The sequence below is a fragment of the Agromyces subbeticus DSM 16689 genome, from assembly GCF_000421565.1.
Classification (GTDB): Bacteria; Actinomycetota; Actinomycetes; order Actinomycetales; family Microbacteriaceae; genus Agromyces; species Agromyces subbeticus.
The window spans coordinates 1-21,116 of sequence record NZ_ATXG01000002.1 but is presented as its reverse complement, the minus strand read 5'-3'; the positions used below and the strand labels follow the sequence as shown (position 1 = coordinate 21,116).

Annotated in this window: 21 protein-coding genes, 1 tRNA gene and 1 other RNA gene; 6 read left to right on the top strand and 17 right to left on the bottom strand. The window is 69.2% G+C overall.

Annotation, left to right across the window (positions count from 1 at the left end; all coding sequences use genetic code 11):
• Nucleotides 1-10: 10 nt before the first annotated feature.
• Nucleotides 11-382: a transfer-messenger RNA gene (gene ssrA / locus H521_RS25375) on the bottom strand.
• Between the two features lie 197 nt (nucleotides 383-579).
• Here ssrA and H521_RS0103890 point away from each other — a divergent pair.
• On the top strand, nucleotides 580-1,257 hold the full coding sequence (locus H521_RS0103890; protein WP_022891724.1) for an SIMPL domain-containing protein: 678 nt from the start codon (nucleotides 580-582) through the stop codon (nucleotides 1,255-1,257).
• Between the two features lie 20 nt (nucleotides 1,258-1,277).
• Here the strand turns inward: H521_RS0103890 and H521_RS0103885 are convergent, their stop codons facing one another.
• From H521_RS0103885 to H521_RS21395, 6 genes are all read right to left on the bottom strand, one after another.
• The gene (locus H521_RS0103885; RefSeq protein WP_022891723.1) at nucleotides 1,278-2,015 is read right to left on the bottom strand and encodes a tyrosine-protein phosphatase; all 738 of its coding nucleotides are present in this window, start codon (nucleotides 2,013-2,015) and stop codon (nucleotides 1,278-1,280) included.
• 40 nt (nucleotides 2,016-2,055) lie between these two features.
• Nucleotides 2,056-2,532 (bottom strand): SsrA-binding protein SmpB, encoded by a 477-nt coding sequence (gene smpB, locus H521_RS0103880; RefSeq protein ID WP_022891722.1) that lies wholly within the window; start codon nucleotides 2,530-2,532, stop codon nucleotides 2,056-2,058.
• Nucleotides 2,533-2,657: 125 nt separating this feature from the next.
• Nucleotides 2,658-3,569, bottom strand: a complete 912-nt coding sequence (ftsX, locus tag H521_RS0103875; protein WP_022891721.1) for a permease-like cell division protein FtsX — start codon at nucleotides 3,567-3,569, stop codon at nucleotides 2,658-2,660.
• Nucleotides 3,566-4,600 carry a cell division ATP-binding protein FtsE gene (gene ftsE / locus H521_RS0103870; protein ID WP_022891720.1) on the bottom strand — a complete coding sequence of 345 codons (1,035 nt, stop codon included), beginning with the start codon at nucleotides 4,598-4,600 and terminating at the stop codon, nucleotides 3,566-3,568. The genes ftsX and ftsE overlap by 4 nt, the downstream gene beginning before the upstream one ends.
• A gap of 88 nt (nucleotides 4,601-4,688) precedes the next feature.
• Nucleotides 4,689-6,182 carry a Na+/H+ antiporter NhaC family protein gene (locus H521_RS0103865; RefSeq protein WP_022891719.1) on the bottom strand — a complete coding sequence of 498 codons (1,494 nt, stop codon included), beginning with the start codon at nucleotides 6,180-6,182 and terminating at the stop codon, nucleotides 4,689-4,691.
• 22 nt (nucleotides 6,183-6,204) lie between these two features.
• Nucleotides 6,205-7,848: an amidohydrolase gene (locus H521_RS21395; RefSeq protein WP_022891718.1), complete on the bottom strand. Its 1,644-nt coding sequence runs from the start codon at nucleotides 7,846-7,848 to the stop codon at nucleotides 6,205-6,207.
• A 140-nt stretch (nucleotides 7,849-7,988) separates the two neighbouring features.
• Between H521_RS21395 and H521_RS21390 the strand changes: the two genes are divergently transcribed.
• The gene (locus H521_RS21390) at nucleotides 7,989-8,681 is read left to right on the top strand and encodes a TetR/AcrR family transcriptional regulator (RefSeq protein WP_040423810.1); all 693 of its coding nucleotides are present in this window, start codon (nucleotides 7,989-7,991) and stop codon (nucleotides 8,679-8,681) included.
• Nucleotides 8,682-8,748: 67 nt separating this feature from the next.
• On the opposite strand, the gene prfB is transcribed toward H521_RS21390, so the two are convergent.
• The gene (gene prfB / locus H521_RS0103850) at nucleotides 8,749-9,855 is read right to left on the bottom strand and encodes a peptide chain release factor 2 (protein ID WP_022891716.1); all 1,107 of its coding nucleotides are present in this window, start codon (nucleotides 9,853-9,855) and stop codon (nucleotides 8,749-8,751) included.
• 87 nt (nucleotides 9,856-9,942) lie between these two features.
• Between prfB and H521_RS0103845 the strand changes: the two genes are divergently transcribed.
• Nucleotides 9,943-11,253 (top strand): MFS transporter, encoded by a 1,311-nt coding sequence (locus tag H521_RS0103845; RefSeq protein ID WP_022891715.1) that lies wholly within the window; start codon nucleotides 9,943-9,945, stop codon nucleotides 11,251-11,253.
• 47 nt (nucleotides 11,254-11,300) lie between these two features.
• Here H521_RS0103845 and H521_RS0103840 read toward each other — a convergent pair whose 3' ends face one another.
• The 9 genes from H521_RS0103840 to H521_RS0103800 are packed head-to-tail and all read right to left on the bottom strand — an operon-like array spanning nucleotide 11,301 to nucleotide 16,602.
• Nucleotides 11,301-11,591 (bottom strand): hypothetical protein, encoded by a 291-nt coding sequence (locus H521_RS0103840; protein WP_022891714.1) that lies wholly within the window; start codon nucleotides 11,589-11,591, stop codon nucleotides 11,301-11,303.
• A gap of 1 nt (nucleotide 11,592) precedes the next feature.
• Nucleotides 11,593-11,991 (bottom strand): PPOX class F420-dependent oxidoreductase, encoded by a 399-nt coding sequence (locus tag H521_RS0103835; RefSeq protein WP_022891713.1) that lies wholly within the window; start codon nucleotides 11,989-11,991, stop codon nucleotides 11,593-11,595.
• Nucleotides 11,992-12,042: 51 nt separating this feature from the next.
• Nucleotides 12,043-12,492 (bottom strand): pilus assembly protein TadG-related protein, encoded by a 450-nt coding sequence (locus tag H521_RS0103830; RefSeq protein WP_022891712.1) that lies wholly within the window; start codon nucleotides 12,490-12,492, stop codon nucleotides 12,043-12,045.
• Nucleotides 12,489-12,965 carry a hypothetical protein gene (locus tag H521_RS21385; protein WP_022891711.1) on the bottom strand — a complete coding sequence of 159 codons (477 nt, stop codon included), beginning with the start codon at nucleotides 12,963-12,965 and terminating at the stop codon, nucleotides 12,489-12,491. The genes H521_RS0103830 and H521_RS21385 overlap by 4 nt, the downstream gene beginning before the upstream one ends.
• Nucleotides 12,940-13,344, bottom strand: coding sequence for a TadE/TadG family type IV pilus assembly protein (locus tag H521_RS25730; protein ID WP_022891710.1), 405 nt, complete (start codon nucleotides 13,342-13,344; stop codon nucleotides 12,940-12,942). The genes H521_RS21385 and H521_RS25730 overlap by 26 nt, the downstream gene beginning before the upstream one ends.
• An 8-nt stretch (nucleotides 13,345-13,352) precedes the next feature.
• Entirely contained in the window at nucleotides 13,353-13,523 is a 171-nt protein-coding gene (locus H521_RS26060; RefSeq protein ID WP_022891709.1) for a hypothetical protein, read from the bottom strand.
• 51 nt (nucleotides 13,524-13,574) lie between these two features.
• The gene (locus H521_RS0103810; protein WP_022891708.1) at nucleotides 13,575-14,528 is read right to left on the bottom strand and encodes a type II secretion system F family protein; all 954 of its coding nucleotides are present in this window, start codon (nucleotides 14,526-14,528) and stop codon (nucleotides 13,575-13,577) included.
• Nucleotides 14,516-15,373 carry a type II secretion system F family protein gene (locus tag H521_RS0103805; RefSeq protein WP_022891707.1) on the bottom strand — a complete coding sequence of 286 codons (858 nt, stop codon included), beginning with the start codon at nucleotides 15,371-15,373 and terminating at the stop codon, nucleotides 14,516-14,518. Before H521_RS0103805 ends, H521_RS0103810 begins: the two co-directional genes overlap by 13 nt.
• Nucleotides 15,370-16,602, bottom strand: coding sequence for a TadA family conjugal transfer-associated ATPase (locus H521_RS0103800; protein WP_026481871.1), 1,233 nt, complete (start codon nucleotides 16,600-16,602; stop codon nucleotides 15,370-15,372). The genes H521_RS0103805 and H521_RS0103800 overlap by 4 nt, the downstream gene beginning before the upstream one ends.
• 151 nt (nucleotides 16,603-16,753) lie before the next feature.
• On the opposite strand from H521_RS0103800, the gene H521_RS0103795 reads away from it, so the two are divergent.
• From H521_RS0103795 to H521_RS21375, 3 genes are all read left to right on the top strand, one after another.
• Nucleotides 16,754-16,835, top strand: a tRNA-Leu gene (locus H521_RS0103795).
• Between the two features lie 337 nt (nucleotides 16,836-17,172).
• On the top strand, nucleotides 17,173-19,203 hold the full coding sequence (locus H521_RS21380) for a purple acid phosphatase family protein (RefSeq protein WP_022891705.1): 2,031 nt from the start codon (nucleotides 17,173-17,175) through the stop codon (nucleotides 19,201-19,203).
• Nucleotides 19,200-21,116, top strand: a 1,917-nt coding sequence (locus tag H521_RS21375) for a metallophosphoesterase (protein WP_051159176.1), incomplete at its 3' end; no start/stop codon positions are given. The genes H521_RS21380 and H521_RS21375, both read left to right, overlap by 4 nt.

Here is a 21,116-nt window from a genome sequence, read left to right as displayed (position 1 = left end):
CAACGACCATTGGTGGAGATGGGGGGAATTGAACCCCCGTCCATCGCTGTGATTCCACGCCTTCTCCGGGCGCAGCCTGTGAAAGCGTTCTGCTCGGCTCCGACCTTTGCCACAGGCGCCTAGGTCGACGAGCCCAGCCTGAATGAAGTCCCGCGTGTCGCTCAGGCGACGACACGCAGCAAGCTCCCTAGATGACGCCAGCTACCGGGGCGGGAACAGACCCGCGGGCTGACGGACTATCGGGCTCGCTTAAGCAGCGAGAGCGAAGTCAGTGCGCTTTGAATTGGCACTTATTGTTTTCCAGAGATCGTTAACGAGATAACCCTGGATCCTCGGCCCGCTTCTCGTGGGTTCGCAGACGATGTCGAAACCGATCATCCCCATGTGTCGCCGTGACCGCTCGCTCAGCCGAAACTGAGCAGTGGGCCTCTGGCGGGCCGTTGTCGCACACTGTGGAATTCTCAAGGGGCGTGAACCCCGGTCGAGCGCCCCTCGTTGTCACGAGAAGTGCCCGGCCTTACAGTCTAGAACAGGCGCGGCCGCTCCGCCATTCCCGAGCGGCTCGATCTGGAGGTTCATGTGACGACCGTCATCGCCGTGCGGGGCACCGCCGAAGAGCGCATCGCGCCCGAACTCGGCGCCGTGTCGCTGACCGTGAGCGCATCCGGGGCAGAACGCGACGCCACCCTCGCACGCACCTCCGATGCCCACCAGCGCCTCATCGAGGGCATCCGCGAGCTCGAGGCATCCGGCGTGCTCGATGTCTGGTCGGCCGGCCAGCTTCGCGTCTCGTCGCACCGCCCATGGAACAACGAGGGCAAGCAGTTGCCCGTCGTGCATCAGGCCAACGCCGACGTCGAAGTCGTCTTCACCGATCTCGAGCGACTGGGCGAGTGGGTGAGCACCGTCTCGCTCGGCGAGTTCATCGGCATCGGCGGCATCGACTGGCGATTGACGGATGCCACGCGCAAGCGCACCCAGGAGCTCGCCCAGCGAGGCGCCGTGTCAGACGCCGTCGCGAAGGCCGCGGTCTACGCCGCCGCACTCGGGCTCGGCGCTCCGACGCCGGCGGAGCTCGCCGATACCGGGCTGCTCACCGCGCAGCCGGTGCCGCACGGAGGCTCAGGTGAACGCATGTACGCCATGCGGGCCTCGGCCGACATGTCGGGCGGCGGCGGCCCCGCCCAGTTCACCCCGGCGCAGCTCGTGATCACGGCGTCGGTCGAAGCGAGGTTCACCGCAGAGGCCGCCGGCTGAGGTGACGCCGCGGTCGCCGGTCAGCTCGGGTCGATGAGCAGGGTCTCGAGGGCTGCGAGCTCCGCGAGGCTGAGGCCGAACGCCAGCAGGTATTCGCGCACCGAGCCGTGATCGCGCTCGATGATCTCGATGACGCCCTCGATCGCATCGCGCGGGCTGCCGCCCATGAGGGTGCGCAGCTCGGGGGTGTCGGGTACGCCGTAGCGCACGGCCATCGCCACCATCTCGTCGAGCCACTGGCCGGCGAGGTTCGCCTCGGTCGAGGTGTAGTCGAGGACGACCGACTCGCGGTCGACTCCGACTGCCAGCAGCGCGAGTGCCACCACGACGCCCGTGCGGTCTTTGCCCGCCGTGCAGTGCACGAGCACGGCGCGATCCTGGGCCGTCGAGATCTCTCGCAGCGCCGCGACCACCACCGATGCGTGCTGGGTGACGATGCGCTCGTAGAGTGCCTCGAGCGAGACGCCAGTGGCCCCCTGCGAGGCTCCGGAGCCCTCGAAGACGGGCAGGCGCAGCACCTCGACCTCGAGGTCGCCGAGGTCGTCGGGCATGAATGCCGCTTCGTTCTCGTCGCGCAAGTCGATCACGATGCCGACGCCGAGGTCGCTCAGCGCGGCACGCCCCGCATCGCCGAGGCGATGCAGTCCGTCGGAGCGGTACAGCACCCCGCCGCGCACCGCGCCGTTCTGCGCGGGCAGGCCGCCGACGTCGCGGAAGTTGAACGTGCCGGGCACCGGGATGCGGGTGGAGGTCTCCATCGGGCCGAGCCTACTCCGTGGGCACCGTGCAGAGCCCGGCTCAGTCGCCGAGGTTCTTCCGGCTCGCCATGGCGCGATCGGCCTCTCGCTTGTCTTGGCGTTCGCGCAGCGCCTGGCGCTTGTCGTACTCGCGCTTGCCCTTCGCGACGGCGATCTCGACCTTCGCACGGCCGTTGCTGAAGTAGATCTGCAACGGCACGAGGGTGTAGCCGCCCTGGCTCGTGCGGTGGCTGATCTTCACGATCTCCTGCTTGTGCAGCAGCAGCTTGCGCTTGCGCCTCGGGGCGTGGTTGTTCCACGTGCCTTCGGTGTACTCGGGGATGTGCACCGCATCGAGCCACAGCTCGCCGCCGTCGAGGAACGCGTAGCCGTCGACGAGCGACGCCCGACCCTCGCGCAACGACTTCACCTCGGTGCCGGTCAGCACGATGCCGGCCTCATAGGTGTCTTCGATCGAGTAATCGTGGCGCGCCTTGCGGTTGGTCGCCACGACCTTCTGACCGGTCTCCCTGGGCACGAGCTGCTCCTTGCTTCGATAGCGGAGCCCCGGTGCATCCGGGGCAGCCGTTCAGTCTAGCGGATGCCGCGGCATCCGCTCGCCGATCGCCAGCCGCCCCACCGACTCGAGCCGAGCCGCCGCAACTACACCTTCAGATAGCGAGTGATCGCGATGCCGGCCGACACCGCTGCGAGCAGCACGCCGACGATGATCAGCAACGGCACGACGATGAGGGCGTCGGTCAGGTCGACGAAGGTGAACGACAGGTTGTCGGCCAGATAGCCCTGCACGAAGACCTGCACGATCGCCACCACCGCCCCGCCCGCGAGCAGCGACCCGATGAGTCCGGCGAACACGCCCTCGAGCACGAACGGCGTCTGGATGAACCGGTTCGACGCACCCACGAGCCGCATGATGCCGAGTTCTCGGCGGCGTGAGAACGCCGACAGCCTGATGGTCGTGGCGATCAGCAGCGCCGCAGCGACGAGCATGATGGCCGCGATCGCGATCGCGGTGTAACTCGCGGCGTTCAAGACGTCGAAGATCTGGTCGAGGTAGCGACGTTGATCGACCACTCCCTCGACGCCGGCCATGCCCGCGAGGCTCTCGACGAGCACCGCCGCTTGCGACGGGTCGACGAGGTTGACCCAGAACGTCTCGTTGAGCACCTCGGGCGTCACGTAGTCGGCCGCCGGGGTGCCTGCGAACTGCTCCTGGAAGTTGGCGAAGGCCTGGTCGTGGTCTTCGAAGTAGAACTCGTCGATGTACTTGGCCAGCGTGTTGGAGCTCAGCTGATCTTCGATCGCGGCCTTCTGCTCTTCGCTCGCCTCGCCGTCGGTGCAGCCCGCCGTCGTCGAGACGCCGGTGCAGAGGTAGACGGCGACCTGGGCGCGGTCGTACCAGTAGTTCTTCATCTGCCCGATCTGCAGCTGCAGCAGGGCGGCCGTGCCGACGAACGTCAGCGAGATGAACGTGACGAGCACGACGGAGACCACCATCGAGGCGTTTCGGCGCAGGCCGTTCGCCGCCTCGGAGAGCACGAGACCGATCCTCATTTCGTCGGCCCCACTTCTTGGTCGTCGTCGCCTTCCCGGGGGCCTCCCGGGGCTCTGAGCCCGAGTCGTTCGGCGAGCGTGAGGTGTTCGGATGCCGCGCCGGCGCCGCGTGGCTTCGACGCGAGCTTCGCGGGATCGACCTGGATGGTGCCGGTGGCGGCCGCCGTGATCTCGGCGGCGGCGTCGGTGACGGCATCGGTCGCCTCGGGCTCGACGTAGAGCGGCTCGGCGTCGCGCATGACCTCGACGGTGACCTTCGGAGCGGCCGAAGTGACCGGCTGGGCGGGCTGGGCGGCTTGTGCCGGCTCGCCCTCCTGCTCGGGAACGTAGTCGATGTCGCGAACCGTCTGCCCGTCGTAGCCGGCGCTGCGCTCGTCGCGCACGATGTCGCCGGCCGAGAGCTCGATCACGCGTCGGCGCATCTGGTCGACGATGCCGGCTTCGTGCGTGGCCATCACGACGGTCGTGCCGCTCGAGTTGATGCGTTCGAGCAGGGTCATGATGCCGGCGCTCGTGACCGGGTCGAGGTTGCCGGTCGGCTCGTCGGCCAACAGGATCTGCGGATTGTTCACGATGGCGCGCGCGATGGCGACTCGCTGCTGCTCACCGCCCGAGAGCTCGTGCGGCATGCGCTTGCCCTTGCCGTCGAGGCCGACGAGCTTGAGCGTCTCGGGCACCGCCGTCTGCACGAAGCCGCGTGACTTGCCGATGACCCGCAGGGTGAACGCGACGTTCTCGTAGACCGACTTGTTCGGCAGCAGCCGGAAGTCCTGGAAGACGACGCCGAGGTCGCGCCGGAAGTAGGGCACCTTGCGGCTCGAGATCGAGCCGAGGTCCTGCCCGAGCACGTGGATGGCGCCCTTCGACGGCTTCTCCTCTTTGAGGATCAGCCGGAGGAAGCTCGACTTGCCGGAGCCGGAGGCGCCGACGAGGAACACGAACTCGCCGCGGAGGATCTCCACCCCGATGTCGTTCAGGGCGGGCCTGGCCTGGCCGGGGTAGGTCTTGGTGACGGAGTCGAAGCGGATCATCGGAATCGAGCCTAAACAGGGGCCGGGCAAAAGTGGGCAGCGACACCGGTATTCCGGGTCGCCGCCCACAGGTTCGGGACGCGCGGTACTACACGCCCGCGAACCCGACGATGAGGTAGAGCACGAGCGAGGCAGCGGCGGCGATCGCCGCGTACGGCGGGATCGCCGTCATCAGGTTGAGCGGCTTGATGCCCGTCGATCGCGAGGCGAGGATGATGCCGTCGCCGTACAGGCATGTGGTCGAGCCGAGCGCCGCGCCCGAGAAGACCGCGGCGCCCGCGATGATCGGGTTCACGTCCATCGCGAAGGCGAGCGGGATCACGATGGGCGTGATGACGGCCGCGAGATCCCAGAACGAGCCGGTCGCGTACGCGTACACCCCGCAGACGAGGAACACCATCGCCGGCAGCAGCGCACCGTTCATGACGGGCTGCGTCGCGTCGATCACCCAGTCGGCGAGGTGCAGGTCGATGTTCATGTGCTGCACCATGAAGGCGAGCGCGGTGAGCACGATGACGAAGAGCATGCTGCCGACGCCATCGAACGCGGCCTCGAGCACGCCCGTGATCTTCAGGCGTCGCTGCACCGTGTACATCACGATCGCGACGATGAGGGCGGCGACCGTGCCCTTCAGCACGTCGACCTCGGTGAGGATCGTCACGGCGATCATGACGGCGATCGGCACCAGGAAGTTCCAGGGGCGCGGCTTCGCGTACTCGGGCGCACGAGTCGCCACGGCTGTCGCGGTCGCCGTCGCCGTCGCCGTCGACGATGCGGATGCCGCGGCGACGGCGCGGTCCGCGTCGTCGCCCGAGACCGCGAACTCGCCGACCTCGGCATTCACGGGCAGGCCGCCTTCGGCCGCGCGCTCCTCGGCCGTCGTGCCGACGGGGAACACGTCGCTCGAGGCATCCGCTCGCGCGATGTCGCGCTTCAGCGCACCCAGCTTCGGGAACCATCCGATGGCGACGAGCGCGGCGATCACGAGCGCGATCCAGCCGAAGAAGATGAACGGGATCGCCTCGAGGTAGGCCCCGAAGCCCGACCCGTTCGACGTGACGCCTTGCGCCTCGAGCAGGCCGGCGAAGAACAGCGCCCACGTCGAGAACGGCACGATGACGGCGATCGGTGCCGCCGTCATCTTCATGATCGTGCCGAGTTCGGTGCGCGGCACGCTGTAGCGGTCGGTCACGGCCTTCATCGAGGTGCCGACGGTGAGCACGTTCAGGTAGTCGTCGACGAAGAGCACGATGCTCAGCAGAAAGCTCAGCACCGTGGACTTGCGCCGCGAGTTCACGAAGCGCTCGGCCCAGGCCGCGAACTCCCGCACGGCACCCGAGCGCTCGAAGAGCGTGATCAGGATGCCGAAGAGCACGACGACGAGCATGAGCCACTGCAGCGTCTCATCGGCCATGGCGGTGCCGAAGTAGCCGATCCAGGAGTCGAAGAACTCCCAGCCGCCGAGCAGCACGGCACCGGCGAGGGTGCCGCAGAGCATCGCGAAGAGCGTGCGCCGGGTGAGCACGGCCACGACGAGGATGATGACGACGGGGAGGAGCGCGAGCGCGCCGACGTCTTGCATGGTTGCCTCTGATTCGAAGGGGTCAGGCGGCGGATGCCGCAAACACGGGTTGCCCGTCGACGATCGTCGTCAGCACGGGCAGGTTCAGCAGTTCGTCCGCGTCGACGTCGAGCGGGCTGTCGGCCCAGACGACGAGGTCGGCGCGGTAGCCCGGCGCGATGACGCCGAGATCGCGATCGCCCTGGGCTTCAGCAGCCCAGACGGTGTAGCCCTGTAGGGCCTCGTACGGCGTGAGTACCTGGTCGGGCTCGAACACCGGGGCATCACGATTGCCGGGTTCGCGGCGGAGCCGCGCCCAGGCGAGGCCGATGCGCGCATCGGTCTGCGCGACGGGCCAGTCGGAGCCGAGCGCCACGGGGGCGCCGGCATCGATCATGTCGCGCACTCGCCAGCCGAGGGCGGCGCGCTCGGGGCCGAGGCGTTCGGCCCAGAAGTCGGAGCCGTCGGCCTTGCGCCACTGCATGTGCAGCGGCTGCACCGACGCGGTGATGCCGGCGTGGGCCATGCGGCGCAGGTCGCGGTCGGCGAGGAGCTCGAGGTGCTCGATGCGGTGCGCGGCGACACGGCTCGAATGCACGCCGGCGGCGAGATACGCGTCGATCGTCTCGCCGATCGCGCGGTCGCCGATCGCGTGCGTCGCGATCTGGAACCCGGCCTCGGCGTAGCGGTGCACGACTCGTTCGAACTCGTCGGGGTCGGCCCAGAACGAGGTGCCGCCGTCGCCGTGGGTGTCGGGTTCGTAGAGCCAGCCGGTGCCGGTGTCGATGACGCCGTCGGCGAAGAGCTTCACGAGGCCGCCGCGCCAGCGTTTGCCGCGGCGATCGCGCTGTGCGAGGTGGTGCTGCGTGCGCTCCTCGTCGTAGCCGGGGTTGTGCGCCATCGCCGAGACGATGCGCACGGGCAGCCCGCTCGGGGCTTCGGGGTCGGCGGATGCCCCGCCGTCGAGCTCGTCGAGCAGGTCGAGCGTGCCGGGGTTGCCGTCCATGATGCATCCGCCGGTGATGCCCGACGCGGCGAGCCCGCCGAGGATGCCGCGCACGCGCTCGAGCGTCTCGGTGCGGGTGTACTCGGGCGCGGTGCGCAGCACGAGGTCGAACGCCGAGTCCTCGCGGAGGCATCCGGTCGGCCGGCCGGCTTCGTCGACGACGATCTCCGAGGTGTCGCCGAAGCGCCGTGCGCCCGTGATGCCCGAGCGCCGAAGGGCCTCGGTGTTGGCGAGCGCCGTGTGGCCGTCGAAGCACATGAGGAAGGCGGGCGCCCCGTCGGTGGCCTCGTCGATCGCGGCGGCGGTCATCGGCTGGCTCGAGAAGAGGTCGTAGTCGAGGTTCCAGCCGCGCACCCAGCCGCCGGCGGTGCCGTCGGCGACGCGGGCGGACTCCTCGCGAAGCATCCGCTGGAAGACGGCGGGGTCGCGCACTCCCCCGAAGTCGATGCCGACCGCGAGTTCGATGCCCTGGATGGGGTGCATGTGGGCGTCGATGAGCCCTGGGGTGACGGATGCCCCGGCGAGGTCGTCGACCGTCGTGTGCGGGCCGCGGTACTCGGCGAGGTCGGCGCCGTCGCCGACGGCGAGGATGCGGCCGCCTCGGATCGCGACGGCCGTCGCGTGCGGCTGCCGCGGATTCATCGTGATGACGCGCGCTCCGACGAGGATGGTGTCAGCCATGGCCCGATGCACGTGCGCCCGCCTCTCAGATCACCTCCATCGGCGATCAATCAATTTAATGTGATTAAATTCGGGCACACGCTACTCCCGTCTACGCTCATCGACAAATCCCCGTGCGTCGACCACCTCGAAGGAGCCCCGTGAGTCCCTCTCCAGCCAAGCGTGGCGCGGGTCGCCCGCGCACGCCCGTGCTGAGCGCCGAGCAGATCGTCGATGCGGCGTTCGCCTTGGCCCGCACGGCGGGACCCGACGGATTCACGATGGCCGCGCTCGCGCGCTCCCTCTCGGTGCATCCTCCGGCGCTCTACCATTACTTCGCCGGCAAGGCCGATGTCGTTCGCGCGATGCGCGGGCGCGTCGCCGGGTTGCTCGACGTCTCGGGATTCGACACTCCCGAGATCGCGCTCACCGACGCGGTACTGCGCTGGGCGCATTCGTATCGCTCCGCGTTCGCCACCCACCCCGCCGCCATCGCCCTGCTCGCGACCACCGCGATCGACGGCCAGGAGCGGTCGGTCGCCAACTACGAGTCGATCACCCGTCGATTCGTGCGCGAAGGGTGGCCCGTCGGCGGCGCCGTCGATGCGATCGTGGCGCTCGAGTCGTTCATCATCGGCTCGGCGCTCGACGCGATCGCTCCGGCCGACATCATGTCGCCGGGCACCGCCGCGCGGCTCGCGCCCGAGTTCAGCCGCGCCGAGGCGCTGCGCAGTGTGAAGGCCGCAGCACGCGGCATCCACCCCGCCGATCGTTCATTCGAACTCGGACTCGCCGCGCTCGTCGGCGGATTGCCCGCGGCACTCGCGGCCGCCGTGGAGGCCGAGCGCATCTGACCGCGATCATCGCGGACCTCGAGCCGACGCCGGCTCGAGGCATCCGCTCAGCGAAGTCGCGAAACTGCTACTCGGCCGGGCGCTTGCGCCACTTGATGCCGGCGGCGATGAAGCCGTCGAGATCGCCGTCGAAGACCTTCGAGGGATTTCCCTCTTCGTACTCGGTGCGCAGGTCTTTGACCATCTGGTAGGGCGCGAGCACGTACGAGCGCATCTGGTCGCCCCAGCTCGCGGTGATGTTGCCCGCGAGCTCCTTCTTCTGGGCTGCCTCCTGCTCTTTCTGCAGCAGCAGCAGTCGCGACTGCAGCACGCGCATGGCGGCGGCGCGGTTCTGGATCTGCGACTTCTCGTTCTGCATCGACACGACGGTGCCGGTGGGCAGGTGGGTGAGGCGCACGGCGGAGTCGGTGGTGTTGACCGACTGGCCGCCGGGGCCGCTCGAGCGGAAGACGTCGACGCGGATGTCGTTCTCGGGAATCTCGACCTCTTGCGCCTCTTCCATGAGCGGAATGACCTCGACCGCCGCGAAGCTCGTCTGGCGCTTGCCCGCCGCACCGAAGGGACTCATTCGCACGAGGCGGTGCGTGCCGGCCTCGACGCTCAGGGTGCCGAAGGCGTAGGGAGCGTCGATCTCGAACGTCGCCGACTTGATGCCCGCCTCTTCGGCGTAGCTCGTGTCCATGACGGTGGCCTTGTGGCCGTGCTGCTCGGCCCAGCGCAGGTACATGCGCATGAGCATCTCGGCGAAGTCGGCGGCGTCGACGCCCCCCGCGCCCGCGCGAATCGTGATGACCGCCGGCCGGTCGTCCCACTCGCCGTCGAGCAGGGTCTGCACCTCGAGGTCGCCGATCGCCTTCTGCAGCGAGACGAGCTCTGCGCGCGCCTCTTCGGCGCTGTCTTCGTCGCCCATCTCGTTGGCGAGCTCGATCAGCACCTCGAGGTCGTCGAGCCGCGCATCGATGCGCTTCACCCGAGCGAGCTCGGTCTGCCGGTGGCTGAGCGCGCTCGTCACCTTCTGGGCGTTCTCGGTGTCGTCCCAGAGGTCGGGCGCGCCTGCCTGCTCCGAGAGGCGATCGATCTCGGCTTGGAGGCCGTCGACATCGACGACGGAACGGATGTCGCGGAACGTGGATCGCAGCGCGGCGATCTCCTGTGTGAGGTCAAGATCCAACATGTCGTTGCCAGACTACGCGAGTCGCCCCGGCTCCTGCCGACGGCGCGGGCCGGGGCGGCGCGCCGAACCGGGTGTAGCGTCGAATCGATGACCGACTCAGCGCCCCGATTCTCGTGGCGCTCGACCATCCTCCCCGTCTACCTGCCGACGCTGGTCTTCTCCCTCGGCGAGGGCGCGATGATCCCGATCATCCCGCTCGTGGCGACCGAACGCGGTGCCCCGCTCGCGCTCGCCGGCCTCATCGCGGCGATGATCATGGTCGGCGAGCTCGCCGGCGACCTGCCCGCCGGATGGCTCGTCGCCCGCATCGGCGAGCGCAACGCGATGATCGGCGCCGCCCTGCTCGCCGTCACCGGCGTGCTCATCGCCCTCGTCTCCCCCACGGTCGCTGCGCTCGGCATCGGCGTGTTCCTCCTGGGGCTCGCGACCGCGGTGTTCGGCCTTGCTCGGCATGCGTTCCTCACGAGCTACGTGCCTGTGCGCATCAGGGCACGGGCCCTGTCGACGCTCGGCGGGGTGTTCCGAGCCGGCTGGGCGGTCGGCCCGTTCCTCGCCGCAGCGATCATCGCGTGGACGGGCTCGAGCGAGCCCGTCTTCTGGGTGCTCGTGGCCGCGTGCTTCGCGGTCATCGCCGTGCTCGTGCTGCTGCCCGACCCCGAGCGGGTGTTCGGGGCGGCGAAGCTCGCGCGCGAGGCATCCGCTGATCGTTCGGCTGCCGCGGCGATCGCGGCGGCGGATGCCTCGGGCGCACCGCTCACCGCGGGTGAAGCCGAGGCCGCGGCGGGCTCGTCGACGAGCGTGTTCCGTGCGATCCGCGAGAACCGCGGCGTGCTCGCCCGCATCGGCACGGGCGTCGGCCTGCTCTCGGCGATCCGTGTGAGTCGCACCGTCATACTGCCGTTGTGGTCGATCTCGATCGACCTGCCCGCCGAGCAGGCGGCTCTCGTGATCGGCATTTCGGGCACGCTCGACTTCGCACTGTTCTATGCGAGCGGTCAGCTGATGGATCGCTTCGGCCGGCTCTGGAGCGCGATTCCCGGCATGCTCGGCATGGCCGCTGGCCACATCGCGCTCGCCTTCACCCACGACCTGCCGAGCGCCGCGCTCTGGTTCACGGTGATCGCCGTGTGGCTCGGCCTCGCCAACGGCATCACGAGCGGCATCATCATGACGCTCGGCGCCGATCTCGCGCCGAAGTCGGGCCCGGCGCCGTTCCTCGGCGCGTTCCGCATGATCGCCGACGCGGGCGGCGCGGGTGCACCGCTCATGATCGCCGGGGTGACCTCGCTCCTTTCGATCATGGCCGCGAACGTCGTCGTCGGCGTGCTCGGCCTCGCCGGTGCCGCCGTGCTCTGGCGCTGGATTCCGCGCTACGTACCGCACCGACGGCGGGGCTGACGGCCGGCTCGATGCGCGTCGCCGTGCATGCTGCGTGCGAGTGCGGGTCAGCCCGTGGTCGTGAGCGAGAGCACCACGAGAATGAGCTGCGAGACGAGCACGAAGCCGCCGACCACGACCGCACCGATCCAGAGCCACCCGGCCACGAGTGTGGGGTCGTTCTTCACCTCACGTCGTGCACGCAGCCCGAGCACCACGCCGAGCGCCGAGAGCGGCAGCGAGGCGATCGCCGGCGTGAACAATGCGACGACGACGATCGCGACGGCGATGATCGCCGTCCACGCGTATCGACGCCCGTCTGCCCGCGACGAGGGTCGGGCCGCCCGCTCACCGCTCATCTCAGCGCCCGTTGACCTTCTCGATGCGCATCACGAGGATGACCCGATCGGCCTTGTCGGCAGGCGCCTGCTCGTGCGGGTTGCCGTAGCGCTGCCCGAGGTGCACGTAGAACGAGCCTTCGGGATCGGGAATCACCTCGACGAGCGTGCCGCGCACCTCGACGTACTTCAGCGGGTTCTCAGGGTCGGTCATCTCGAGGGTCATGCGCGGGTCGGCCTGCAGGTTGCGGAACTTCGCGCGCTTCGAGGTGTGGGTGAAGCGGATCGTCTGCGGCTCGGCGTCGAACTCGAACCACATCGGGTTCACCTGCACCTCGCCGTTCGGGCGCACCGTGCCGAGGTGGGCGAACACCGGTGAGGAGAGGATGCGGGTGAAGTGGTCTGAGATCTCGACGGTCATGTTCCCAGTCAATCGCACCGAGCACGCTCGACGAAACCGTCCGCGACGGCGTCAGTGGAACACCGATCGTGCGGTCGCGGTCACCTCGATCGGCACCGAAACCGGCAGCAACTCGGTGTGGATCGGCGCGTACCAGACGGCGCGAATCGTGACGGTCGCGCTCTGGCCGTCGTCGGATGTCGCGCGCACGAGCTCGACATCGCGCAGCCCGTGCACGGCGTCGCCGAGGTACGCACCGGCCGCCGCGCTCACCTCCGCGGGGTCGAGCTCGAGTGACAGGCGATCGCCGTCGAGTTGCACGGTGTCGAGGCTCCAGGCCTCGGCTGCGGCGAGCGCGGCACCGTCGGCCAGGGTGAACAGTCGCTTGCGGTCGAGATAGAGCGAGGTCGCCGAGATGACCACGAGCACGAGCGAGAGGCCGAGGAAGCAGTAGAAGATCGTGAGCAGCAGTGTCGACCCCTGCTCGTCACGGTCGAGGCGAGCGCCTATCCGTGCGATCATCGGCCGCTCCCACCTGTGACTGCGGTGCTCGTGTTCGAGGCGAAGCGCGACACCGTCTGCGTCGCGGTACCTTCGAGCGGAACGCTCGTGGCACGGTCGAGCGAGAGGAACTCGGGCACGAGCGGCAGCGACACGCTCGCCGAGACCATGACCCGCACGCGCTCTTCGGCGGCGAGGCAGTCGCCGGTCGGGGTGCAGGAGACGACGACGGATGCCGCGTCGGCATCGATGCCGTAGTCGTCGAGCGTCACTCGCACCGCGCGCTCGACCGCGGCATCGGCAGCGCCCGCGTCGATCGCCTGCACTGCCACGCGAGCAGCCTGGCGGGCCGCGCCTTCGACGGCGAGCGCGCCGGCCTGGATCGCGGACATCGCGAGCACGAGGTAGACGAGCGGCACGAGCAGGATGACGCCGACCGTCAGGAACTCGAGCGAGGCCGACCCCGTCTCATTCGACCACCTCGAGCGCTGCATGCCCGGTCACCTCCAGCGCACGCTCGACGCCGAGCAGGCCGATGACCGGCAGCGGTGCACGCACGGTCACCGAAACCGTCGGAACGCCGCCGACCGACCCGAGACCGGCGACGATGTCGTCGGCGTACTCCGTGGAGATGGCGGCACCGATCAGCTCCCGGGTACGAGCGATGCCAGCCACCTCGCTCGATCCCGCGAGAGCCGCGTATCGAGCACCTTCTGCAGCGGCGTCGAGCACGGTGTTGCGCACGTGCAAGGCGAGGGCGAGCTGCACCACGGCGAGCGCGAGCACCGTGAGCAGCACGCCCACCATGGTGAACTCGGCGACGGCCGAGCCCCGCTCATCGTGCGCCAGCGCGCGGGTGCGCCCCAACAGCACCGAAGTGCTCAGACGCCGCCGAGCACCCGACTGATCGCCTGGTCGAAGACGCCCGACAATGCCGGGCCGGCGAGGCCCCAGATGACGATGACGAGCCCCGCGGTCATGAGGGTGATCAACACCCAGCCCGGTACGTCGCCGCGCTCGTCGCCGAGCCGTTGCTGGATCCACTGGCGCATTGGTGTTCCTTTCGTCGGTGCGCGAAGTCGCGCGATCGGTGCCGGGAGTCATCAGAAGCCCGCTTGCAAGACGAGGTAGCCGGGAAACAGGGCGAAGGCGATCGTCACCGGCAGGATCAGGAAGATCAGCGGCACGAGCATGGCGATCTCTTTGCGCCCGGCGAGCTCGATGATCGTGCGCTTGGCCTCTTCTCGCGCATCGCCGGCCTGCGATCGCAGCACGGCGGCCAGCGGGGCGCCTCGATCGAGCGCGCCCAGCACCTGGTCGAGCGCCCGCGAGAGGGCCGGATGCTCCAGCTCGTCGCGGAGCTGCGCAAGCGCCTGACCCAACGGAACGCCGGTGCCGACGGCAGCGACGACGCCGGCGAACTCTCGGGGCAGTTCTCCGCCGCCGGCGCCGACGCCCGCGAGCCGGCGGATCGCATCGAGCATTCCCTCGCCTGCGGTGAGGCTCAGGGTGAGGAACTCGAGCACGGTCGGCAGCTCCGCCGAGATGCGCGCGAGTCGGCGCTTGGCAGCGCGCTGCAGCAGCCAGTCGCGGGCGACGATGCCGAGCGCAGCCGCGAGGAACGGCATGGCCAGACGCACGACGGGCGGCATGGAGCTGAAGGCAGGTGAGGCCAGGGCGAGGGCCGACGCGATGACGAATCCCCCGGCGCCCCACGCCAGTTGCTCGCCGCGGAATCGCTCGACGGATGCGGCCGAACCCGATTGACGCAGGCGCCGCGCGATCGTCTCGGCACCGCCGAGCCACTCCGAGGCGAGGGTACGCAGAGCACGGGCCACCGGGCCGACCAGGAACCCCAGCACCGGGGTCGGATCGGCGGGACGCCGGGCGAGCAGGGTTCGCGCCTCGGCCGAGATGTCGGCGACATACGGCGCCACCCGTTCGATGAGCCGAGCGCGCCCGACACGCGGCACAGTCGACACGATGAGCCAGAGGCCGAGGCCGAGCACTGCGCCGAACACGAGCCCGAGCGCCGCCGCGCCATTCAGTGGAACCATCGGCGCTCCTCGGGCAGTCGGCCGAGCGTGACCATGGCCTGGTACGCCACGATGGTCACCGCGACACCGGCGATGATCAGTGCTGCGCCGGCAGCCGAGTCGTACGCGGCGATGGTCTCGGGTCGCGAGGCCAGCACCACCAGCAGCAGCCACGGTGCCGCGACGCCGAGGCGTGCAGCGTTCCGAATCCACGACTGCCGGGCGACGACCTCGGCCCTGAGCGCTGCGTCTTCGCGGAGGTAGCCGGCCAGGCCTCGAAGCACCGCCGTGACATCGCTGCCGCCCACCTCGCGCGCCATGCGGAGGGTCTCGAGGATTCGGTCGGCGACCGGGTCGGCGAGCGTGCTCTTCAGCCGGTCGAGGCATGCCCCGAAGTTGCCAGTGCGCCGGTACTCGTCGTCGAAGGCGGCGAACGACGCACGCGTCGACGCCGGCCCGAGATCGGCAAGGGCTCCGAGGCTGTCGGGCAGCGACATGCCCGCGCGAACCGAAGCGACGAGATGATCGACGACATCGGGCCACACGGCTCGGTTGGCCGCGCGTCGACGTGCGGCCCGCGCCCGCACGAGGAGTGGAAGGAGAGCCGCCCCGAGGGTCGCTGCGACGACGGTGAGTGCGGGGACGTTGAAGACCGCCTGCGCGATCGCACCCGTCACCATGGCGAGTACGGCGACGATCACCACGATCACGGCGACCGGCACCGCGCCGAGCCCGGCGAGCGTGAGCTCATCGCGAACGCGACTGATGCCCGCACCGTCGGCCCGCGCGCGCTTGGCCGGCCACAACAGCGGGGCGAGGGTCAGGAGCACGCCGAGTCCGAGCAGCGCGCCGAGCGCAAGGCTCATCGGCGGGCCGCCGCGAGCACGAGATCGGGGTCGAGTCCGACGGCACGGTATTTCTCGAGTCGCACCGGCGCGGAGCCGGTCGCCACGAGTGCGCGATCGCGAGTCACGAAGATGGCCTCGGTATCGACGGAAGCGCCGGTGCATGCCCCGGTCGGGGCGCTGATCTCAGCAACCCGCCGGGAACCGTCGCGGTCGATCGCGAGGTGCACGACGAGGTCGATGCAACTGGCGACGGTCGGCACGACGAACGCCGAGTCGATGTTCCGCCCGGCGAGGAGCGGCAGCGTGCAGAGCTTCGCGAGGGCGTCACGAGCCGAGTTCGCGTGGATCGTGCACATGCCGGGAAGGCCCGAGTTCAGCGCGATCAGCAGGTCGAGGCTCTCGGCCTCGCGCACCTCGCCGACGATGAGCCGATCGGGCCGCATGCGCAATGCCTCTTTGATGAGACGCCGCAGCGTGATCTCGCCAGTGCCCTCGAGACTCGGTTGACGACACTGCAGCGCCACGAGGTCGCGCACATCGAGGTCGAGCTCGAACGTCTCTTCAACCGTGACGACCCGGTCGCCCGTGCGGGCGCCCGACATGAGTGCATTGAGCATCGTGGTCTTGCCCGTGTGCGTCGCCCCCGACACGAGGATGTTCGCGCCCGCGAGCACGCTCATGCGCAGGAACTCGGACGCATGCGGCGTGATCGAGCCCAGCTCGATGAGTTGCGTCAGCGAACGGATGCGGCGCTGGAACTTGCGGATGTTCACCGACCAATGCGAACGCGCGACGTCGGGGATCGCCACGTGCAGCCTCGACCCGTCGGGGAGCGATGCATCGACGAAGGGCGACGAGAGGTCGACGCGTCGGCCCGAGTGCTGCAGCATCCGCTCGACGAGTTCGCGCACCTCGCGGTCGGAGAGCACGACCGTCGTCAGCTCGGACACCCCGTTGCGCGCGATGAACACCTTGGTCGGCGCGTTGATCCAGATCTCTTCGACCTCGGGGTCGTCGAAGAACGGCTGCAACTGCCCGTAGCCCGTGATCGAGGCGACGACGTCGCGAGTGGTGCCGTGCTCGTCGCCGAGCCCCGCGTGGGCGCCGCCGAGCGCTCGCTCGCTGTAGCGGCGCACCTCTTCGTGGGCGTAGCGAGCGGCAGCGGACTCGTCTCGCGTGAGGTCGACCCCGTCGCGAAGCACTCGAGTGCGCACGCGATCGGCGATGGTGCGCACGGGGTCGGTCATGGCATCCATCATGCGGTGCAGCGGATGTCGCGCCTCGAAGTTATCCACAAGCCCCGTGTGCGCGCGCTCCGAACGGCAGCGAGCGCTCGCGACATCCGCTCGGTTGCTTCGCGGGCGCATCCCGCGCAGCGCCTAAACTGATCGGGCACTCGCGGGAGTGGTGAAATCGGTAGACACGCAGGATTTAGGTTCCTGTGCCTTCGGGCGTGTGGGTTCGAGTCCCACCTTCCGCACCTTGCTCCTGGCATGCGTCGCGGCGCCGAATGGCACATGAACGCCCGGTGGATTTCGTTCCATGATCACCCCCGTTCGGGGTACGCTCCAGAACGGTCCTGGCATGTCGAGGACCTCCTCGAGCGTCGCTATCGGTATCTGCGCACGCCACCCTCGTCAACCCTCTTCGCAGGGCGCTTTCGCGAACTCCTCGCGCGCTTGCTGAACGGCCGTTGAAGACACGCCAGACGAAGCGATTCCCCGATTCTGCGATCGATAGCGTCACTTCTCGGTGCCTCGCTCACGAGCGCGCCGCGACGAGCTTCCCCCATGTCGAGACCCGAGGACTGCCCTGCGATGACCGGTGAAACCCAGCAACGATCCACCCCAGCGCCGAAGCCCAAGCCCAAGCCGAGACGGCGCGCAAGACTGATCGCCGGAGGTGCGGCGATCGCGCTCGCCCTGACCGGCATCGGCAGCGGCTTCGCCATGGCCGCCGGCGGTGGCCTCGCCCCGCCCCCGGTGAACCCGGCGACCGTGCACCTCGCGAGCGCCGTGCCCGACCGGGTCATCCTGACGCCGAGCGAGACGCCGGCGACGTCGCAGCACGTGTCGTGGCGCACCTCGACCGACGTCGTGACTCCGCAGGCGCAGTTCGCCCCGCTGACCGACGGGCCGATCACCGCGTGGACGACGATCGACGCCACGTCGACGCAGGAGTTCGCGACCGACCTGAAGTACACCATCGCTTACCACACCGCCACGATGACGAGCCTCACCCCGGACTCCAGCTACGTCTACCGCGTCGGCGACGGGCAGACCTGGAGCGAGTGGTTCGAGTTCCGCACCGCGGCATCCGCTGCTGCGCCGTTCAGTTTCATCGTGCAGGGCGACGCCCAGAACGACGTCAAGTCCTATGCATCCCGCGCGTTCCGCGCCGCCTTCGAAGCGCGGCCCTACGCGAAGGCCGTCGTGCACCTGGGCGACCTCATCGACACCGACGTCGCCGACGCCGAGTGGGGCGAGTGGTTCTCGGCCGCTGGCTACCAGAACGCCTACATGAACGTCATCGCCACCCCCGGCAACCACGAGTACTACCCGGGGCCGCAGCTCACCCGGTACTGGGGCGCGCAGTTCGAGTACCCGAAGAACGGCCCGGCCGACACCGAGGCCATTGCCGCGACCTTCAGCGAGAACACCTACTACGTCGACTTCCAGGGCGTGCGCTTCGTGTCGCTGAACGCCTCGCAGGTGAACGGCGCCGACCTCGCCGCCCAGACGACCTGGCTCGACCGGGTGCTCACCGAGAACCCCAACAAGTGGACCGTCGTGTCGTTCCACCAGCCGATCTTCTCCGTGACGTCGGGCCGCGACAACGCGACGATCCGCAACGCCTGGCTGCCGCTGTTCGAGTCGCACGACGTCGACCTCGTGCTGCAGGGCCACGACCACGCCTACGGGCGCGGCAACCTCTTCGCCAACGAAGAGAACCTCCCGGCCGGCGCCGACGCCGAGACGAGCCACACCGGCCCCGTCTACCTCGTCACCGTCGCAGGGCCCAAGATGTACGTTCCCGACGACCCGGCGAACAACAACTGGATCAACAACGACGCGAACCTGCGCGCGATGAACCGCGACACCCAGATGTTCCAGACCGTCGACGTGACCGACGACGAGATCCACCTCGAGAGCCGGGATGTCACGGGGGCGCTGTTCGACGCCTTCACGATCACGAAGACCGACGACGGCGTGAAGCTCGTCACCGACGAGACCGAGGGGCGCGAATCGGGCCCCGGTTCCGGTCGCGGCGACGGCAGTGCGCCCGAGCGGCCCACGCCGGTCGTGCCGGGTGCCACGACGCCGCCCACCACGCCGCCGACGACACCGCCCGCCACGACGCCACCGCCGACGACACCGCCCACCACTCCCCCGACGACCCAGCCGCCGACGACACCGCCGACCGCGAACCCGGGCCCGCTCGAGCTCGGTGCCGCAGGCGTGGCCGCAGGCGGATCGCTGCCGATGAAAGGTTCGGGGTTCCTCCCGAACGAGGACCTCGAGGTGAGCCTCCACTCCGACCCGATCGTGCTCGGCTTCCCGACGGCCGACTCGAGCGGTGCCTTCACGTACACGGCGCACATCCCGGCGGGAGCCACCCCGGGCGCGCACACCATCGTTGTGCGCGGGCTCGAATCCGGGGCGACCGCAGAGGCGCCCATCACGATCCTCGCGGTCGGCGCACCGAGCACCGGCGTTCGCGACCTCGCGAACACGGGCACCGCGTGGGTCGGCACCGGCATCGCGATCGCGGGCGGCGCACTGCTGCTCGGCCTCGCCGGCCTCCTCATCGCGCGCCGGCTGCGCTTCCGCAAGGAGGGCGACGCATGAGCGCCTTCCTCGACTCCTCCCCCATCCAGTCATCAGAGAAGGGCCGTTCCATGAAGCTGGTGCCAGCACGCCCCCGGCGAGCCAGGCTCACCTCCGTCTTCGTCGCGGCCGCACTCACCGCGGCGTTCATCACACCGTTGGTCGGCACTGCGCCGCCCGCGACCGCCGCGACGGCGACGCCCGTCGAGCAGCACGGGCCGTCACGCATCCCCGATCGCATCGTGCTGACGCCGTCGGGCGACCTCGCGACCTCCCAGGCGGTGACCTGGCGCACGAGCACCGGTGTCACCACCGCGCAGGCGCAGCTTCGCGTCGCGACGGCCGAGCCCTACCGCACCGACCTCACGACGGTGAACGCCGTCGACCACGAGCAGGTCGACACCGCGCACGGGTATTCCGAGGTGTTCCACACCGTGAAGTTCGACCGGCTGGCGCCGGCGACCCAGTACCAGTACCGGGTCGGCGACGGCACGAACTTCAGCGAGTGGCAGCACTTCACCACCGCTGCCGCCGGGCCCGAGGACTTCTCGTTCATCTACCTCGGCGACGTGCAGAACGGCATCAAGTCCGACGCCTCCCGCGTGATTCGCAATGCCTTCCGCGACCGGCCGGATGCGAGCATCGTGCTGCAGGCCGGTGACCTCATCAACGACGCGCACGACGATACGCAATGGGGCGAGGTGTTCGACGCCGCCGGCTATCAGTTCGGCACGCAGAACTTCCTCGCGGCGGCTGGAAATCACGAGTACGAGGGCACCGAGCTCTCCAAGCAGTGGCAGGCCCAGTTCGCATACCCCGACAACGGTCCGACCGGGTCGGCCGAAGCCGAAGCGCTGCTCGACGGCACCGTGTACTCGACCGACTACCAGGGAGTTCGGTTCATCTCGCTGAACTCGAACATCACCGAGGCATCCGCCCTCGCCGTGCAGACCGAGTGGCTGAAGGCCACTCTCGAGAACAACCCCAACAAGTGGACGGTCGTCTTCTTCCACCACCCGATCTTCTCGCTCGACGAGGGGCGCAACAACCGCGCGATCCGCGAGGCGTGGCTCCCACTCCTCGAGTCGCACAACGTCGACCTCGTGCTGCAGGGCCACGACCACAACTACGGTCGGGGCAACACGGATGCCGCGGAGGAGGGCAACCCCGCCGGGTGGAACGCCGAGCTCAACTACGACGGCCCGGTCTACGCGATCTCCGTCGTCGGCTCGAAGATGTACTCGGGCGTCGGCCCGCGCCTCTGGAACGAGAACGGCGCCCACCTTCGCCGGCTCGAGGGCGGCAAGCAGCTCTACCAGCTGATCGACGTCGCGGGCGATGAGCTCCGTTACGAGGCGCGCACCGCCGACGGCGAGTACTTCGACGGCCTCACGATCGTGAAGAACGAGGCCGGCAAGGCCGTGACCGATGACGCGGCGCCGCAGAAGATCGACCCGGGCACCCAGCAGCCGTGCCTCGGCTGCAACCCGAACCCCGACCCCGGCACCGGTGAACCAGAGGTGCCGACCGAGACCGTCGACTACCGCGTGATCGGCGGCATCGGCTCCGTGAACCGCGACAATGCGAAGCTGCCGGCGGGTTCGGCATTCTCGGAGTCGAAGGACGTGCTCTACCTCGGCGACCAGAACTCGCGGAAGATCTTCGAGATCGACCCCGAGACCGATCAGGTGCTCCGCGAGATGGAACTACCCGAGAACATCCGCGACCTCGGCATCGACGATGAGGCGCAACTGCTCTACGTCGGCCAGCAGAACCGCAACTGGGTCGTCGTCTCGATCGCGGATGCCACGTTCGGCCAGGTCGTGCGCGGGCCCTTCCCGTTCATCGAATCCAACCGCTCCATCGACGTCGACCCCGTGCGCGGACTCGTCTACGGCGCCGTTCCCTCCCGCGGCGTCGAAGTCCTCGACGCC

What these genes read in the sequence shown, in the direction of transcription:
- H521_RS21385 (WP_022891711.1), bottom strand. Translation starts at nt 12,965, where the DNA reads ATGCAGCGCTCGAGGTGGTCGAATGAGACGGGGTCGGCCTCGCTCGAG.
- ftsE (WP_022891720.1), bottom strand. Translation starts at nt 4,600, where the DNA reads ATGATCCGCTTCGACTCCGTCACCAAGACCTACCCCGGCCAGGCCAGG.
- H521_RS0103835 (WP_022891713.1), bottom strand. Translation starts at nt 11,991, where the DNA reads ATGACCGTCGAGATCTCAGACCACTTCACCCGCATCCTCTCCTCACCG.
- H521_RS0103885 (WP_022891723.1), bottom strand. Translation starts at nt 2,015, where the DNA reads ATGGAGACCTCCACCCGCATCCCGGTGCCCGGCACGTTCAACTTCCGC.
- H521_RS0103845 (WP_022891715.1), top strand. Translation starts at nt 9,943, where the DNA reads ATGACCGACTCAGCGCCCCGATTCTCGTGGCGCTCGACCATCCTCCCC.
- H521_RS0103810 (WP_022891708.1), bottom strand. Translation starts at nt 14,528, where the DNA reads ATGGTTCCACTGAATGGCGCGGCGGCGCTCGGGCTCGTGTTCGGCGCA.
- H521_RS21395 (WP_022891718.1), bottom strand. Translation starts at nt 7,848, where the DNA reads ATGGCTGACACCATCCTCGTCGGAGCGCGCGTCATCACGATGAATCCG.
- prfB (WP_022891716.1), bottom strand. Translation starts at nt 9,855, where the DNA reads ATGTTGGATCTTGACCTCACACAGGAGATCGCCGCGCTGCGATCCACG.
- H521_RS21380 (WP_022891705.1), top strand. Translation starts at nt 17,173, where the DNA reads ATGACCGGTGAAACCCAGCAACGATCCACCCCAGCGCCGAAGCCCAAG.
- H521_RS0103830 (WP_022891712.1), bottom strand. Translation starts at nt 12,492, where the DNA reads ATGATCGCACGGATAGGCGCTCGCCTCGACCGTGACGAGCAGGGGTCG.
- H521_RS26060 (WP_022891709.1), bottom strand. Translation starts at nt 13,523, where the DNA reads ATGCGCCAGTGGATCCAGCAACGGCTCGGCGACGAGCGCGGCGACGTA.
- H521_RS0103800 (WP_026481871.1), bottom strand. Translation starts at nt 16,602, where the DNA reads ATGACCGACCCCGTGCGCACCATCGCCGATCGCGTGCGCACTCGAGTG.
- H521_RS0103865 (WP_022891719.1), bottom strand. Translation starts at nt 6,182, where the DNA reads ATGCAAGACGTCGGCGCGCTCGCGCTCCTCCCCGTCGTCATCATCCTC.
- H521_RS0103805 (WP_022891707.1), bottom strand. Translation starts at nt 15,373, where the DNA reads ATGAGCCTTGCGCTCGGCGCGCTGCTCGGACTCGGCGTGCTCCTGACC.
- H521_RS0103840 (WP_022891714.1), bottom strand. Translation starts at nt 11,591, where the DNA reads ATGAGCGGTGAGCGGGCGGCCCGACCCTCGTCGCGGGCAGACGGGCGT.
- ftsX (WP_022891721.1), bottom strand. Translation starts at nt 3,569, where the DNA reads ATGAGGATCGGTCTCGTGCTCTCCGAGGCGGCGAACGGCCTGCGCCGA.